At 42.5% G+C, this 16,854-nt stretch carries 16 protein-coding genes; 6 read left to right on the top strand and 10 right to left on the bottom strand.

The features are described 5' to 3' along the window. The first annotated feature begins 60 nt into the window (after positions 1–60). From argS to ACNORC_RS13865, 3 genes are all read left to right on the top strand, one after another. On the top strand, positions 61–1,830 hold the full coding sequence (argS, locus tag ACNORC_RS13855) for an arginine--tRNA ligase (protein WP_418336261.1): 1,770 nt from the start codon (positions 61–63) through the stop codon (positions 1,828–1,830). Positions 1,831–1,952: 122 nt separating this feature from the next. After that, a complete protein-coding gene (gene ffh, locus ACNORC_RS13860; RefSeq protein ID WP_418336262.1) occupies positions 1,953–3,281 on the top strand; it encodes a signal recognition particle protein in 1,329 nt (442 codons plus the stop codon). 179 nt (positions 3,282–3,460) lie between these two features. Next, positions 3,461–4,357, top strand: coding sequence for a bifunctional 5,10-methylenetetrahydrofolate dehydrogenase/5,10-methenyltetrahydrofolate cyclohydrolase (locus ACNORC_RS13865; protein ID WP_418336263.1), 897 nt, complete (start codon positions 3,461–3,463; stop codon positions 4,355–4,357). Positions 4,358–4,369: 12 nt separating this feature from the next. On the opposite strand, the gene ACNORC_RS13870 is transcribed toward ACNORC_RS13865, so the two are convergent. From ACNORC_RS13870 to dacB, 9 genes are all read right to left on the bottom strand, one after another. Further along, positions 4,370–4,792: a YkvA family protein gene (locus ACNORC_RS13870; RefSeq protein ID WP_418336264.1), complete on the bottom strand. Its 423-nt coding sequence runs from the start codon at positions 4,790–4,792 to the stop codon at positions 4,370–4,372. A 16-nt stretch (positions 4,793–4,808) separates the two neighbouring features. Continuing rightward, positions 4,809–5,828 carry an AI-2E family transporter gene (locus tag ACNORC_RS13875; protein ID WP_418336265.1) on the bottom strand — a complete coding sequence of 340 codons (1,020 nt, stop codon included), beginning with the start codon at positions 5,826–5,828 and terminating at the stop codon, positions 4,809–4,811. Between the two features lie 18 nt (positions 5,829–5,846). Beyond that, positions 5,847–6,272 (bottom strand): VOC family protein, encoded by a 426-nt coding sequence (locus ACNORC_RS13880; protein WP_418336266.1) that lies wholly within the window; start codon positions 6,270–6,272, stop codon positions 5,847–5,849. Between the two features lie 2 nt (positions 6,273–6,274). Beyond that, positions 6,275–6,520 carry a DUF7218 family protein gene (locus ACNORC_RS13885; protein WP_418336267.1) on the bottom strand — a complete coding sequence of 82 codons (246 nt, stop codon included), beginning with the start codon at positions 6,518–6,520 and terminating at the stop codon, positions 6,275–6,277. Positions 6,521–6,570: 50 nt separating this feature from the next. Continuing rightward, positions 6,571–7,416, bottom strand: a complete 846-nt coding sequence (gene rluF / locus ACNORC_RS13890; protein WP_418336268.1) for a 23S rRNA pseudouridine(2604) synthase RluF — start codon at positions 7,414–7,416, stop codon at positions 6,571–6,573. A 23-nt stretch (positions 7,417–7,439) separates the two neighbouring features. Further along, complete coding sequence (locus ACNORC_RS13895) at positions 7,440–7,994, bottom strand: hypothetical protein (protein ID WP_418336269.1); 555 nt, start codon at positions 7,992–7,994, stop codon at positions 7,440–7,442. Positions 7,995–8,009: 15 nt separating this feature from the next. Then, the gene (locus ACNORC_RS13900) at positions 8,010–9,539 is read right to left on the bottom strand and encodes a helicase HerA-like domain-containing protein (RefSeq protein WP_418336270.1); all 1,530 of its coding nucleotides are present in this window, start codon (positions 9,537–9,539) and stop codon (positions 8,010–8,012) included. A gap of 83 nt (positions 9,540–9,622) precedes the next feature. After that, positions 9,623–10,681 (bottom strand): S66 peptidase family protein, encoded by a 1,059-nt coding sequence (locus ACNORC_RS13905; protein WP_418336271.1) that lies wholly within the window; start codon positions 10,679–10,681, stop codon positions 9,623–9,625. 9 nt (positions 10,682–10,690) lie between these two features. Then, positions 10,691–12,013, bottom strand: a complete 1,323-nt coding sequence (dacB, locus tag ACNORC_RS13910; protein WP_418336272.1) for a D-alanyl-D-alanine carboxypeptidase/D-alanyl-D-alanine endopeptidase — start codon at positions 12,011–12,013, stop codon at positions 10,691–10,693. A gap of 115 nt (positions 12,014–12,128) precedes the next feature. Between dacB and ACNORC_RS13915 the strand changes: the two genes are divergently transcribed. After that, positions 12,129–12,761, top strand: coding sequence for a 7-carboxy-7-deazaguanine synthase QueE (locus tag ACNORC_RS13915; RefSeq protein ID WP_418336274.1), 633 nt, complete (start codon positions 12,129–12,131; stop codon positions 12,759–12,761). A gap of 45 nt (positions 12,762–12,806) precedes the next feature. Here ACNORC_RS13915 and ACNORC_RS13920 read toward each other — a convergent pair whose 3' ends face one another. Beyond that, complete coding sequence (locus ACNORC_RS13920; protein WP_418336275.1) at positions 12,807–13,376, bottom strand: DUF2911 domain-containing protein; 570 nt, start codon at positions 13,374–13,376, stop codon at positions 12,807–12,809. Positions 13,377–13,785: 409 nt separating this feature from the next. On the opposite strand from ACNORC_RS13920, the gene gyrB reads away from it, so the two are divergent. After that, the gene (gyrB, locus tag ACNORC_RS13925) at positions 13,786–15,726 is read left to right on the top strand and encodes a DNA topoisomerase (ATP-hydrolyzing) subunit B (protein WP_418336276.1); all 1,941 of its coding nucleotides are present in this window, start codon (positions 13,786–13,788) and stop codon (positions 15,724–15,726) included. 120 nt (positions 15,727–15,846) lie between these two features. Further along, a complete protein-coding gene (locus ACNORC_RS13930) occupies positions 15,847–16,830 on the top strand; it encodes a DUF6588 family protein (RefSeq protein ID WP_418336277.1) in 984 nt (327 codons plus the stop codon). The last annotated feature ends 24 nt before the right edge of the window (positions 16,831–16,854 follow it).

A 16,854-nucleotide genomic window follows, 5' to 3' on the forward strand; every position in this document is an offset into this window, starting at 1 on the left:
TTTATTTTCTGTTATCTTTGCAGCTTCCTGAGAGAATCATCAGGAATAAAACAATTAGTAATGAACGTTCAAGATACACTTTCAGTCCAGGTAAAGGAGGCAGTAAAATCCATTTTTAATGTAGAGCCTGAAACAGTAGAATTTCAGCCTACCAGAAAAGACTTCGAAGGAGATATAACCTTAGTTGTTTTTCCAATGTTGCGTCAGATCAAAACGAGCCCCGTCAAATTGGGAGAAGCCATTGGAGCATACCTGGTTGAGAATAATAAAGAGATTAAAAAATATAATGTAGTTCAGGGCTTTTTGAATATTGTGCTGGATGACCAGTACTACCTGGATTTCTTCAGAAATATGAAGGATAATCCTGATTTTGGAAAAAATTCAAAAGACGGGGAATCTATAATGGTGGAGTACTCTTCACCAAATACCAATAAACCTCTGCATTTAGGGCACATCAGAAATGTTCTTTTAGGATATTCGGTTTCTGAAATTCTTAAGGCAGCCGGGAAAGAGGTTTATAAAACACAGATCATCAATGATCGCGGGATACATATTTGTAAATCGATGTTGGCGTGGCAACGCTTCGGAAATGGAGAAACTCCCGATAGCTCAGGACTCAAAGGAGACAAGCTGGTGGGGAATTACTATGTTAAATTTGATAAGGCCTATAAAGAAGAGGTATCTTATTTAGTCGCACAGGGAAAATCGGAAGAGGAAGCCAAGGCAGAAGCGCCAATCCTAAAAGATGCCCAGGAAATGCTCAGGAAATGGGAGGCCGGGGATGCTGAAGTGGTTAAGCTATGGAAAACCATGAACCAGTGGGTCTATGATGGTTTTGAAGAGACCTATGATAAACTGGGAGTTGATTTTGATAAGAATTACTACGAGAGCAATACGTATCTGCTTGGAAAAGATGTGGTGGCTGAAGGTCTCGAAAAAGGCATTTTTTACAGGAAAGACGATGGCAGTGTCTGGATCGACCTTACCGATGAAGGGCTGGATGAAAAGATCGTCTTAAGAAGTGATGGCACCGCGGTTTACATGACCCAGGATATCGGTACCGCTATCCAGCGGGTTCAGGATTTCCATATCAATGGAATGGTCTATACAGTAGGAAATGAGCAGGATTACCATTTCAAAGTGTTGTTCCTGATCTTGAAGAAACTCGGATATGAATGGGCAGAAAACCTGTATCACCTGAGCTATGGAATGGTGGATCTTCCCAGTGGGAAAATGAAAAGTAGGGAAGGAACGGTAGTAGATGCCGATGACCTGGTGGAGGAAATGGTGAAGACAGCCGGAGAGATCTCTGAGGAACTTGGAAAACTGGACGGTTATTCCAAGGAAGAAAAAGAAGAGTTGTACAGGGTAATCGGTCTGGGAGCATTAAAGTATTATATCCTGAAGGTTGATCCTCGGAAAAGAATACTTTTTAATCCTGAAGAATCGGTAGATTTTCAGGGGAACACAGGTCCGTTCATTCAGTATACCTATGCCCGTATTCAGTCTATACTTAGAAAAGCGGAATTCGATTATTCCGAAGCAATTACCGATTATACACTGAACGAAAAGGAAAAGGAACTGATAAAACAGTTACAACTTTATCCTGAAACTGTGATGCTCGCAGCCGACAATCACAGTCCGGCGTTGGTGGCGAATTATACTTACGATCTGGTTAAGGAGTTCAATAGTTTTTACCAGAATGTGACTATTTTGGGAACTGAAGATGAAACTGAAAAGAAATTCAGAGTACAGTTGTCGAAAGCGGTGGGAGATGTAATAAAATCCTCCTTTAGTCTTTTGGGAATTCTGGTGCCGGAAAGAATGTAGTAGGAAAGGCAGAAAGTGCTGTTTTTAGGTTTTTGAGAGCCAAATAAAACTTTTCACTTCAGCCTCAAATCATTAAATTTGCAACTGCCGTGAAGCGGCGGGATTAAATAAACAGAGAGAATATGTTTGATAGTTTAAGCGATAAGTTAGATAATGCCTTACACGTTCTTAAGGGACACGGGCAAATTACAGAAGTAAACGTAGCCGAAACCTTAAAGGAAGTTAGGCGCGCGCTGGTGGATGCCGATGTTAACTACAAGATCGCAAAGGAGTTTACTAATACCGTTAAAGAAAAGGCACTGGGACAAAATGTTCTTACTGCTTTAAAACCGGGACAAATGATGGTGAAGCTTGTGAAAGACGAGCTTACCGAGTTGATGGGAGGAGATGCTGAAGGAATTAATCTTTCGGGAAATCCGTCCATTATTTTAATGTCCGGATTGCAGGGTAGTGGTAAAACAACTTTCTCCGGGAAACTGGCAAACTATCTAAAGACCAAGAAATCTAAAAAGCCATTATTGGTGGCTTGTGATGTATACCGTCCGGCAGCGATCAACCAGCTGCATGTGGTGGGAGAGCAGATCGATGTTGAGGTATTCAGTGATGAAGGAAACCAGGATCCGGTCGCTATTTCTAAAGCCGCTATCGCCCACGCTAAAGCGAACGGTCATAATGTGGTGATCATCGATACCGCAGGACGTTTGGCAATAGATGAGACGATGATGACCGAGATCGCCAATATTCATAAGGCGATCGAACCTCAGGAAACTCTTTTTGTAGTAGACTCCATGACCGGTCAGGATGCAGTGAATACTGCAAAGACCTTTAACGAGCGCCTAAACTTCGACGGAGTTATCCTTACTAAGTTAGATGGTGATACCCGTGGTGGTGCTGCGATCTCTATTAAATCTGTAGTCAACAAACCTATCAAGTTCATTGGTACCGGTGAAAAGATGGACGCTATTGACGTGTTCTATCCTTCCCGTATGGCCGATCGTATTCTTGGGATGGGGGATGTGGTGTCTCTTGTGGAAAGAGCGCAGGAACAGTATGATGAAGAAGAAGCAAGAAAACTTCAGAAGAAGATCGCCAAAAATGAATTCGGATTTGATGATTTTCTAAGTCAGCTTCAGCAGATCAAAAAAATGGGGTCAATGAAGGACCTTATGGGAATGATCCCCGGTGCCGGGAAGATGTTGAAAGATGTGGATATTGATGACGATGCCTTCAAGCATATTGAGGCCATCATCCACTCTATGACTCCCGAAGAGAGATCAAAACCGGCAATGATCAATGCGAGTCGTAAAAAGAGGATCGGAAAAGGTTCGGGAACTTCTGTGCAGCAGGTGAACCAATTGTTGAAGCAATTCAACCAGATGAGCAAAATGATGAAGATGATGCAGGGCGGCGGCGGTCGCAAAATGATGCAGATGATGAAGAATATGAAATAAGGCAGCAGTTGTGCTGAGGAATATTCATCACAACATTAATTATTGCTTACAACACTTTTTGAAAATACATTATCGCTGCTGAAAGGCAGCAGGATTGAATTTTATATTACACAAGATCATTAATTCTGGAAAGTTCGGAGTTCAAACTTCTAACTGAAAGCTAAAATCTGAATACTCAAATGACTATCCTCGACGGAAAAAAAGTAAGCAACGAAATTAAGGATGAAATTGCCTTAGAAGTTCAAAAAATGAAGGAGCGGGGGGAGAAGGTTCCGCACCTCGCTGCTATAATCGTAGGGAATGACGGCGCCAGCCTCACGTACGTTTCCAGCAAAGTAAAAGCCTGTGAGCGTGTTGGTTTTGAATCCTCCCTTTACAGAATGTCCTCTACCACCAGTGAGCTGGAACTGCTTGCCAAGATCGAGGAGCTTAACCAGAATGATGATATCGACGGATTTATTGTACAGCTACCTCTTCCTCCACAGATCAATACTCAAAAAGTACTTTTAGCGGTAGATCCTGACAAGGATGTCGATGGGTTCCATCCTACCAACTTCGGAAAAATGTCGTTAGATATGACCTCTTTTATTCCGGCTACTCCTTACGGTATCCTTGAATTATTAGAGCGTTATGATATTCCTACCAAAGGAAAACACACGGTGGTTATTGGAAGGAGTTACATTGTTGGTAGGCCTATGAGTATTCTTATGGGACGCCAGGGATTCCCCGGAAACTCTACGGTAACCTTAACTCACGAATTCACTAAGAACATCACCCAGATAACTTCACAGGCCGATATCATTATTATAGCTGTTGGAATTCCAAACTTCCTGAAAGCCGAAATGATAAAAGATGACGCTGTTATTATTGATGTCGGAATTACCCGTGTGCCTGATGATTCCAAAGAAAGAGGTTATCGCATTGTAGGAGATGTTGATTTTGAAAATGCGAGTAAAAAGGCTTCTTATATAACTCCAGTTCCAGGCGGGGTTGGTCCTATGACCATAGCGATGCTGCTAAAAAATACCTTGCTGGCAAGAACTACTCACAGAGCAAAACAAAAAAAGGTGCATTAGATGCACCTTTTTTTATGCGTTTTTAGCCCGATCAATTTTCCAGTCGAGATAAGTGTGCAGGTCGGTTTGAATAAAACGGAGCACGATAGTTAAGATCGCAAAATCATCTACATAACCCACTCCGGGAATAAAGTCTGGTACGATATCCATTGGGTTGAAAACGTATAGAAGAGCAAAACCTGTTGCGGCAATAATGAACCAGGGCACGATCGTATATTCCCCTTTTTTGTAATCTTTCAGCATTCCGAACATGATCTTACCCAGTTCGGCGTATTTTTTCATTCCGTAGCCGGAAAGCTTTTTATCGATCTCATCTTTGTTGTCCATAACAACATCTAGATCTCCGTCTTCCACCTTTGTGATTTCAGACTTCACGAATTTCTCATCGATCTTCTTTTTTGCATCTTCCACTTTTTTCCTGGCATCTTCTAACATAGCTGAGTTTTTTAAATTATATTTTCTGTTCTGTCTTTCCGTATTCGTGCTTGTAAATCTTTAAGATAAGCAAAAACAAAGAGACTAACAATGGCCCAAAGATGAGTCCGATGAACCCAAATAGTGGAACTCCCACTACTACTCCAAAAAGGGTAATTAAGGGATGCACCTGTGCTAACCGGTTAAGTATATAAAGCCGCAGGATATTGTCTGTCACCCCAACCACTACAAATCCATAGATCAAAATAAAAATAGCCTGCCAGTCCATTCCCTGCGAAAATAGAAGAATGGCTATGGGCACAATACCTATGGCGGTACCAATAAAGGGCACCATGGCACCAATAGAGGTGATCACAAACCAAAATAGAGGATCAGGGACTCCCACTATTAAAAAGCCTATTAGAGCTACAATACCCTGGAAAAATGCCACGAGTGGAATACCCAGGGCGTTAGATTTTACCAGTTCATCTCCTTCTTCAGCAATTATCCGCAGATTTTCTTCTCCCAAAGGAATATAGGAGATCATTATTTTTTTTAGCTCATGCCGGTTCATGAGCATATAGTAGAGCATAAAGTACATGATACCTATGGCAATAAAGGCATTGAAAGTGCCTGCTCCCAGAGACTGCAGATTATCGGAGAGCCAGTTCGCGACCCTGCTGGAATCAATACTCTGGCTAAGATCATACCCCACGTATCGTTCCAATTCATCTATCTGGTGTTTTATGGCAGTCAGTACCTTTTCAGAATTGGCAACCGCTTTTCCGATCTTTGAGGTAAGCATGAGAACTGTGAGAGTGATAGGCACCAGAATGCCAACAAAGGAGAGGAATATTAGAAAGGAGGCGGCAAAAACAGGTTTCCAGCCCCTGTTTACCAGGCGGTTCATAGGTTTCCTTAAAACGATGTGAAGAGTTATAGCTCCAAGTACACCGGAGAGATAAGGAACTATTTCCTTAAAGATCAAAACCAGTAAGAAAGCAATTAGAAGTAGTACGAATAATTGTCGTACCAGAGACGGTTTTAATCTGTTCATTTATATTTGGTTAGGTTGTTATTTTGCAAACAACTGGTCGATATTTTTAAAGGCTTTGAATTCAAGGGCATTTCCGCAGGGATCTTTAAAAAACATGGTGGCCTGCTCGCCTACCTGCCCCTCAAACCGGATGTAAGGTTCAATAATGAACAAGATCCCCTTTTTCTTAAGCTCTTCTGCAAAAGTCTGGAAGGTATCCCACTCCAGGACCACTCCAAAATGCGGAATTGGAACATCTTTGCCATCCACCGGATTACTCGCAGGGGTTTCTGTTCCCGATGGTTTCTTGTAATGTATGACCAGCTGATGTCCAAAGAAATCAAAATCTACCCAGTGATCACTGCTTCTTCCTTCCTTGCAGTTAAGGGTGTCGCGGTAAAAACTTCTGGCATTCTCAAGATCATCTACAGGAATGGCAAGGTGGAAAGGTTGAATTTTTTGCATTTTTAGTGGTTCCTCAAGGCTTTAATTAATTCTTTTTTGTTCATTTTGGAACGCCCTTTAATTCCCACTTCCTTTGCTTTATCATACAATTCGTCTTTCGTGCGGTCCTCATATTTTTGCGCGTTACCACCTTTTTTCCCTGAATTGGGAGTATTGGCAATTCTGGCGGCTTTTTCTTTACTGGCCCCTTTATCTCTCAGGGCTTCGTATTGATCTTCGTTCTTGATCCGGTTACTCTGTTTTCCCATTTTTCTTTTAAAAATAGGAACTTGCTGCTGAAAATTTGCTTAATTCTCTGTTAAGATTGCTTTTTGCGGCGATTGATCCTTTTGAAATCCTTAGGATCTTTAGTGCTGTTTTTAGGGCTTTTTCGCTCCTTTTTTTCCGCTTTTTTGGGTGCCGGCTTCTTGTCAAGAGAAGCTTCTTCAGTTTTTGTGGATTCTCCTGTTAATCTGTCCAGTTCATTAAGCTCTTCCGGAGTAAGATGCCTGTATTTGCCCACCGGAACGTCAAGCTCAATATTCATGATCCGGATACGCTTTAGCTTCACCACCTCATATCCCAGGTATTCACACATTCTGCGGATCTGGCGGTTCAGTCCCTGCGTGAGAATTATGCGGAAGACAAATTTGCTGATCTGTTCCACCTCACACTTTCGGGTAACGGTGTCTAAAATGGGTATTCCATTCGACATTCGTTCAATGAAATCCTGAGTTATTTGCCGGTCTACAGTCACAAGGTATTCCTTTTCGTGATTGTTGCGGGCCCTAAGGATCTTGTTCACGATATCTCCATCATCGGTAAGCAGAATAAGTCCCTCACTTGGTTTGTCCAGGCGCCCTATAGGAAAGATGCGGGTGGGGTAGTTGATATAATCAACAATGTTCTTCTTTTCCTTTGGATTCGTAGTACACACGATCCCGATAGGCTTGTAAAAAGCCAGATAAACATTATCCTTTTTTGGAGGGGTAATGAGTTCACCATTTACCCTTACTTCGTCTCCCGGGGCCACTTTCGTTCCCATTTCGGGCACCTGTCCGTTGATGGTCACACGTCCCTGTTCTATAAGGTCATCGGCCTTACGGCGTGAGCAGTATCCAACTTCGCTGAGGTATTTATTGAGACGGGTAAGGTTATCGGCCATTAAAATTATTTTTCTAGTTGAGGTTAATCCCAGTCTATCATGAAATATTTGATCTTCGCGTGGTCCGGGATCTGTGACGCCTGGATACGTGCTTGGGTGTCATAGCGCAATTCGGCAGGAAGTTCTTTTTTGTCAATAGTAACATACACATTCATGTCATCAATAAAGATCACTGCAGCACTTAGGGTATTTTCGATCCTGGAAATAGTGTAATTTTCAACAATATCCTTAAAGGTGCTTTCAGTTCCCAGGCCTTTGGCTGTCTTAAAGCGGGGATCCAGAACCTGGATAAAACCTACGGTGCTGGTAGAATCAAATGCCTGCACAGGTTCCAGCAAAAGTAATTTTTTACCTGTTTTATCATAGATCTCGATCTCATTGTTCTTTCTGAATTCCCCTTCGTTCACCTGTTTTACGATGGAATCTTCAGCAAAGACTGAGTCGAGCTGATTGATCTTCACATCTTTGGTTAGCAATCCCACACTGGTAGGACTTATTAAATAAGGATCCTGCTCTTTTTCGCAGGCAATGAAAAGACTGGTTGAGGAAATTAGTAGGATAAAAAGGCTTTTACGCATGATTTCTTTGGAATGTTATTTCATTAATTTATTTAAAACTCCCATTACACCCCTTATAAATGTGGCGCTGGTGAGCACTTTGATGATCGCTTTTTGTGAACTGTCTGCGGAAGGTTTCCTGCTTCTGCTACTGGTCTTTCTTATCTCTTTTCGTTCTTCTTCCGCTTTTTCCCTGGCTTTTTCGGCATCTGCATTTTCGATCTTTTTGGTGAGGATCTCATAGGCGCTTTCCCGATCGATCGACTCGTTGTACTTTCCCTTAAGATCTGAATTCTGCACCAGCTCCTTCAGTTCAGAATTAGAGAGTACATCCATTCGGCTCATAGGCGCCCGAAGCATTGTCGCCGCAAGCGGACCCGGTCTTCCTTTCTCATCCAGGGCCGAGACCAGTGCTTCACCAATTCCTAACGACGTAAGCACATTTTTGGTATCGTAAAATTCTGAAATAGGATAATTTTCTGCAGCCAGTTTGATGGCTTTTCTGTCTTTGGCGGTAAATGCCCGTAAAGCGTGCTGAACTTTTAATCCGAGCTGTCCCAATACTTCCGCGGGAACATCAGCCGGATTTTGAGTCACAAAATAAAGACCTACTCCTTTGGAGCGGATCAGTTTTACTATGCTTTCTATTTGGTCCATCAGGGCGTCTGAAGCCTCCTGGAAAATAAGATGTGCTTCGTCAATGAAAAGAACCAGTTCAGGTTTTTCAAGATCTCCTTTTTCCGGAAAAGTATTGTAGATCTCGGCCAGCAAGCTCAACATGAAAGTGGAAAACAACTTTGGCCGGTCCTGAATATCTGTCAATCGCAGAATGTTTATGTATCCGTTACCGTACTGGTCTTTACGGGTGAGATCCTGCACCTCGAATGATCGTTCTCCGAAGAAAATATCTGCACCCTGTTGTTCCAGCGCGACTATTTTCCGAAGAATGGCACCCGTAGACGCGGTAGATACTCTTCCATAGGTTTTTTCAAATTCTTCTTTTCCTTCAGCTGTGGAATATTGCAGGATCTTCTTTAGATCCTTGAGGTCCAGCAGCGGCAGGTGATTGTCATCACAATACTTAAAAATGATGGACATGATGCCGCTTTGTGCATCAGACAGGTCCAATATTCTTGAAAGCAGCACCGGTCCAAATTCACTTACGGTTGCCCGCAGCCTGATCCCGTCCTGCTCAGACAGGCTGAGGATCTCGACCGGAGAACCGGAAGCCTCAAAAGGAAAATTTAATTTTTTATGGCGTTCTTCAATAAAGGCTTCCTTGGCTGAAGGTTTTGCAACCCCGCTGAGGTCTCCTTTTACATCCATGAGCAGCACAGGAACCCCTTTTTTGGAAAGGTTTTCAGCAATTATCTGCAAGGTTTTGGACTTCCCGGTACCGGTAGCTCCGGCAATCAATCCATGTCGGTTCATGGTTTTTAGCGGAATCCTGACAGCAGCTTCCGGAATGACCTCGCCCTCGAGCATGGCAGCACCAAGATAAATGTAATCGCCCTTTGGATTATATCCTGCGGAAATGGTATCTGTAAAATGCTTTTTATCGAACACCTTTAATTTTTTATAAAAGTAAGAATTGTAGACTGAACTGAAGCTTCAGTTTCCATCCGAAAAGGAAACTATAGCCTATCTTTCTATTTCACAGCAGGTGAAAGCAAGTGAATTGTTCCCTTTTCAGCATTGATCTCGGCCTGTATGCCGTTCGGTATGGTGACGTTATCGCTGATATGCCCGATCATAGCTCCGGTGTACGCCGGAATATTCAATGGTTTGATATAGTGATCGATCACTTCCTCGAGAGTAAGGGAGCCATAGCCACTGCCGCCGGGTTCGCAATCATTGCACTTTCCAAAAACAAATCCGCTTATCTGGTCCAGCACACCGCCCAACTGCAACTGAGTCATCATTCGATCTACCGAATAGATCTTTTCCCCAATTTCCTCGAGATACAGGATCTTTCCGGTCCAGTCCTTTGGGAAATATTCTGTTCCCATTAAGCCCGTCAACACCGAAAGATTGCCACCCAGCAAAGCGCCCCGGGCAGTTCCTTCTTTTATAGTTCTAATGCGGTTGCTGGTCTGGGTAAGTTCATCTCCTTTAGTTGAAGGATTTTCAAACAATATAGCTTCCCCTTCAAAAAGGAGATTTTTGAGATACGTTGTCGCGAAGGAATTCCAGGTAGAAACCGCTACAGGACCATGAAAAGTTACCAGTCCTGTCCGCTGGAATATTGCCAGGTGTAAAGCTGTAATATCACTGTATCCAATGAAGATCTTGGGATTCTGGGCAATGAGTTTATAATCCAGTTTGTCAAGAATACGGGCAGAGCCGGAACCTCCGCGCAGTGCGATAATGGCTTTGATCTCGGGATCTGCAAACATGTTCATGAGTTCTGCAGCCCTTTGTTCATCAGTCCCTGCTAGGTGGCCATACCTGCTTTTGGTGAATTCCCCGAACTTCACCTTTAGTCCCAAAGCTTCGAAAGATTCCCGGGCGATCTCATAAGGTTCAGATTCAAAAATGGCACTTGCCGGACTTATTATTCCAATGGTGTCACCTTCCTTTAGGGCCTTCGGAATAATTATGTCTTTACCTGCAACCTCGTTCGTGGTGAGGGGATTTTTTCCGAAGCTAAAAAGTGGAAAGGCTAAACTTCCCAGGCCTACATTGTGGATGAACTTTCTTCTTTCCATTGCTTAATATTATTTGTAATCTCTAAGTATTTCCAGCAGTTGTTCGGTGCGCGTTCTAATTTCTGAAGAAGGCACTGTAAAGTTGCTGTTCATTATGCTAAAGATGAGAATTTTTCCCTGTTTGGTCCTAAGGAATCCGCTGAGGCTATAATTATTGCTCATAGAGCCTGTTTTTGCAAATACGAAAGGCTCCTGATTTTTAAACTGCTTTTTTAAAGTGCCCGATCGACCTCCTGTTGGGAGGAGTGAAAAAAGCTCTTTTTGGGGAACTTCGTTTTTGATCTTTTTGAGAAGCGCTACCATAGATCGGGGTGTGGCCAGATTATAGCGTGACAGGCCGGAGCCATCCACCCATTTGACCTCGTCCGGAAGGTCGTCTAAAAATTCCATTTTTAGATAATTGATCGCTGTTTTAGAGCTTAGGGTGTCGGTGAGCTTCTGAGATACCATCAACAGCAACTGTTCTGCTACAAGATTATCACTTTCCTGAAGCATTCTCTTATAAAGACTGTCTGTAGGGATGCTAAAAACAACCTTTTTCTCTTCTGATATTTTTTTCTCCGGAAGGAGCACAATTTTCCTTTGAAGAGTGTCCTGTAAGAGTTGAATGAGCAAACGATTAGATGTCAAAAAGGGGATTTCCAAAGTATCTTTTTCTGAACCCATTCCCGGGGTAAAACTGAACTGATTGCGATGGAGTTCCCGCTTGATATTCGGGCCTGATTTGGAGGCCGGGTTGTAAGTGATAGAATCCTGAAAGATCGAAGGCTGCACCTTTAGATCATTTCCGGAAACTATAAAGCGAACTGTATTGCCATAGATTGGAAACTGATCTTTTTCCGCAGAAAAGCCGTAGTTGTAGTCATCCCAGGCCCAGCCGGGGCCTAATGGAGGATCATTGAAGGGAACAGGCTGAAAAAATAAGTTTTCAGATCGGTCTTTCAGAAAGTCGAGAACAGGTGACCCGGGAAACTTTGGGTTTAAAAAAGAAGGATCCCCGGTTCCGGAAAATATCAGGGAATCTCCGCTTACTCTGTAAAAAATTCCGGGAACGGAATCGACGAGAGTCTTTATTCCGGCGTAGAAAGTGAGCAGTTTAATATTTGAGGCAGGGGTAAAGTGTTTGGAGGAATTATGTTCAAAAATCATTCTGTCTAATTCCGGGTCATAAACAGCTAGACCGTTAAAGCCGGTATTAAGAGCCGGTACATCCAGTTCTTTTTCCAGGGAACTAAAGATCTTTTTACTGCCGGAGCAGGAGCCTGTTATGAGAAGTAGTAACAAAAGGAGCCAGGCTGTACAGATACTCTGAAATATTGGCCGGCTTTTCAATGGAAATAGTTTTGAAGCATTCTCAAAAGTAAGAAAAAGCAGCTTTTTTAACAGGAAGGAAGTTAGATTCCTGAAAATATTTTTGACTGCGGCTTTTTAGTTATCTTTGCACGCTATGAATGAAAAGGAAGTCAATGAATTAGTGGCACGCGGTGAAATGCTGCCTTTGATGGAAGAATTCTATACCATACAGGGAGAAGGTTTCCATAAAGGTACTGCGGCCTATTTCGTGCGGATTGGTGGATGTGATGTGGGCTGTCACTGGTGTGATGTCAAGGAGAGCTGGAATGCGAAATTACATCCTCCTACAGCAGTAGATACCATTGTTGAGAATGCAGTAAAATATAGTAAGACTGTTGTAGTGACCGGGGGAGAACCCCTTACCTGGGACATGACCAAACTTACTACGGGACTCAAGGAAAAAGGAGCGAAAACTCATATAGAAACATCCGGGGCTTATCCTTTGACAGGAACCTGGGACTGGATCTGTCTGTCTCCAAAGAAGATCAAATTACCCACAGAAGAGATCTATAAAGTGGCCGATGAACTAAAGGTGATCGTTTTTAATAAACATGATCTTATTTTTGCAGAAGAGCAGGCTGATAAGGTAAATGAGAATTGTATTCTCTATTTGCAACCCGAGTGGAGTAACCGCGAAAAAATGATGCCGTTGATCGTGGACTATGTAATGCAAAATCCAAAATGGAAAGTATCCTTACAGACCCATAAGTATCTCAATATCCCATAAAAAAAACGCCCAACCGGGCGTTTTTACTTTATAAAGAACTTCTTCTTAATTCGCTTTTTTGAAAGGGACTTCCACATATCTGTCATCCCAGCCAATATATAATTTGGCTCCGTTATCGATCGGGTTAAAGGACATTGAAAGGGCTTCGATCCTGTTTTTTGCTTTTTTTACAGGGACTGTAATCCTTGCCACATCCTGTTCTACATGATAGTCATAGGCTCCCCAAATATTGGTGCTGTTGTTTAGGATCACGGTCCACTCGTTTTCCTGTGGAATAGTAAATAAGGTATAAGTTCCTTTTTTGATTCTTTTACCTCCTACTGTCATATCTTCATACAGAGTGATCTCAGTAGCCTCGTTAGCTCCTGTACGCCACACTTCCCCATAAGGCACCAGTTTACCGAAGATCTCACGATCTCTTGTCTGTGGGCGGCTATATAGCACCCTGGCCAATGGTTCATTGTTCTCTCCTCTAAAAAGGATCACATCCAATGGACTCACGTCAAGTTTAGAAAAGTTTGGACCGTCATTATCTTTTAAAGTTTCCGTGGTATCCTGTGCCTGTAGGTTCAGACCGGTAAGGATAAGAGCGGCAACAATTAGTAATTTTCTCATTTTAATCAGTTTTTAAGTTAACAATCTAAATATACCGGTATGGCCGGCATTAACAAGTTAAATAATTCCTTATTGAATGTTAAAATTAAGGAAATTTATTGCCTTGCCAATTCAATGAACAAAATGTGAGCAATTAATTTTTTACGCTCAAGAAAAAGCTGTGAATAAGGAGCAAAGAATTTCTAATCTGGAAATTATTATTGAGACAAGGGTAATTAACTTAAGCTCAGTTGTTGACTGAAATTTTTAAATATTTGACCCCCATCGAAAAGGACTCCGCAAATCCTGATTTTTCCACAGAAATTGTTGATAACTTAGGTTCTTTAACAGTCCTGTTTCTGGTTTAAAACTATGCTTTTTGCTATATTTGTTCGTTATAGGAATTGACAAAATTTTAACGAATTTAAGTATGAGCGAAGAGGTTAAGAGAAGCAATTATTCGGCAGATAGTATCCAGGCGCTTGAAGGAATGGAGCACGTACGGATGCGTCCTTCCATGTATATTGGAGATACCGGGGTTCGCGGGTTGCACCACCTTGTTTACGAGGTAGTGGATAACTCTATTGATGAGGCCCTTGCCGGACATTGTGATGTTATTAAAGTAACCATCAATGAGGATAACTCTATCACCACAGAAGATAATGGGAGGGGTATTCCTGTTGACATGCATAAAAAGGAAGGTGTTTCTGCCCTTGAGGTAGTTATGACCAAGATTGGTGCGGGAGGTAAATTTGATAAGGATTCCTACAAAGTTTCCGGAGGTCTTCACGGGGTAGGGGTGAGTTGTGTGAACGCACTTTCAGATCACCTCAAGGCTACGGTTTATCGTGACGGAATTATCTGGGAGCAGGAATACGAACGCGGGAAACCAATGTACCCGGTAAGATCTGTTGGAGAGACCACTGAAAATGGAACCATCGTGACTTTTAAGCCTGATGCTTCAATTTTTCAGCAGTCAACGGTCTATAGTTATGAGACTCTTGCCAGCAGGATGCGCGAATTGGCTTTCCTTAACAAAGGAATAACTATTACTCTTATAGATAGAAGAGAAAAGGACGAGAAAGGAGAATTCGTTTCTGAAGTTTTTCATTCCGAAGAAGGTCTTAAAGAATTTATCAAGTTCCTTGATGGAACAAGAGAGCCAATAATTAGTGATGTAATTGCTATTGAAGGTGAGAAGAACGATATTCCTGTGGAAGTTGCCATGGTGTACAACACCTCTTTCAATGAGAACCTTCATTCCTACGTAAACAACATTAATACTCATGAGGGTGGTACCCACCTTGCGGGATTCCGCAGAGGGTTGACTACTACCTTGAAAAAATATGCCGATGCTTCAGGTATGCTTGATAAGCTGAAGTTCGAGATCTCCGGAGATGATTTCCGGGAAGGATTGACTGCGATCGTATCGGTAAAAGTAGCTGAGCCTCAGTTTGAGGGTCAGACCAAGACGAAACTTGGTAACAGGGAAGTTACATCTGCTGTTTCGCAGGCTGTTTCTGAAATGCTGGAAAATTACCTTGAAGAAAATCCGAATGATGCTAAAACCATTGTTCAGAAGGTGATATTAGCTGCTCAGGCACGTCACGCTGCTAAAAAAGCGCGTGAAATGGTGCAGCGTAAAACCGTGATGAGCGGAGGCGGACTTCCTGGTAAACTATCAGATTGTGCTTCTCAGGATCCTCAGGAATGTGAAGTGTTCCTTGTAGAGGGTGACTCTGCGGGTGGAACGGCTAAGCAAGGTCGGGACAGACATTTTCAGGCAATTCTTCCGCTTAGAGGTAAGATCCTGAACGTGGAGAAAGCCATGAGCCATAAAGTTTTTGAGAACGAGGAGATCAAAAATATATATACTGCACTGGGAGTTACCATTGGTACAGAAGATGACAGTAAAGCGCTTAACCTGAGTAAACTGAGATACCACAAGATCGTGATCATGTGTGATGCGGACGTCGATGGTAGTCACATCGCGACCCTTATCCTTACTTTCTTCTATAGATACATGAAGGAGTTGATCGAGGCAGGTCACGTTTACATTGCCACTCCACCGCTTTACCTTGTGAAAAAAGGAAGTAAAAAACGTTACGCGTGGAATGATAAGGAACGGGATGAGATTGCTAATTCCTATAGTGGAGGTGTGAGTATACAGCGATACAAAGGTCTTGGAGAAATGAACGCCGAACAACTTTGGGATACTACCATGAATCCGGAATTCAGAACTTTAAGACAGGTGACCATCGACAACAGTGGAGAAGCCGACAGGATCTTCTCAATGTTGATGGGTGATGAAGTTCCACCACGTAGGGAGTTCATCGAAAAGAACGCCGTTTACGCGAACATCGATGCGTAAATAATAATTGAAATTATATTTGAAAAGCCCGCAATTCGCGGGCTTTTTTGTTTGTAGGACAATTCTGTAGTTCCTATTCTTTTTTTATTATTTTTACCTACCGACCTAAAACTTACTGACTTGAAAACAAAAACTTTCTCCCTGTTACTTTTCTTTTCACTGATGAACTCCTTCGTGTTTGCTCAAGAAAGCAATGATGTCGATGATTTTATCGACGACATGCTTGTCCTGGGAGGGAGATTTTCTGAGCCTGCAGCTGAAGGTGCCGGCTACCAGGCTAGTGCCGGCTGGTTTAGTTCTGCAATTCCCCTTGAAAAATGGGATTTCCGGGTTTCTCTGCACGGGAATGCTCTTTTTCTTCCTTCAGGAAAAAAAGAGTTTAATCTTTCAAATTCAGATCTCAAGATCTTGCAGATAGACGGTGCGCAGAACGCGGTTTTGCCAACAGCTTTTGGAGGTAGTAGCTCTATTACTCTTAGCGGGGAGATTGATTTTAACGGACAAACCATTCCTGTAAATGGATTTCAAGCTATTGAGGGAATCGGAAGAAGCTCTGTGCCTCATGCTTTTTTGCAGGCAGCTGTTGGGGTCTCGGCCGGGACTGAAATTACCGTGCGGGCTATGCCTGAAGTGACTATTGATGGCGTGACTGCCACAACGTTCGGGGTGGGAGTTAAGCACAATTTGAGTCAGTACTTCGGATATAATTATCCTGAAGATTTTCAGTTAGCATTTGGTGCTGCTTATAGCAAATTAATAGTAGGCTACGATTTTGAGCCCAGAGGGGCTGAAGGTGTTGTTGTTCTGGACAAGATTGATGTTGATGCAAATTTATTTATGGCTGAAATTATTGGTTCCAAAAAATGGAATTATTTCGAACTTTTCGGGGCAGCGGGTCTTATGAACTCTAATTTCAGCTACACCTTTGGCGGGACCGGGGAGGTAGATCTTATAAATTCTGAAGTAGATAGATTGGAGGATTCAAAAATTCAATTTAAAGGAGACGTTGGGTTCAATTTTTATTTCAGCCGATTTAGAGTAAGTACCATGTTGACAGCCGGGGAATTTTTCAATGCAAACCTAGGTTTCCACGTAAATATCTAAAAACATTGTTTTAAAGCGGCTTTC

Origin of the sequence: Salinimicrobium soli (genome assembly GCF_048323655.1) — a bacterium.
In the GTDB taxonomy this organism is placed as follows: Bacteria; Bacteroidota; Bacteroidia; order Flavobacteriales; family Flavobacteriaceae; genus Salinimicrobium; species Salinimicrobium soli.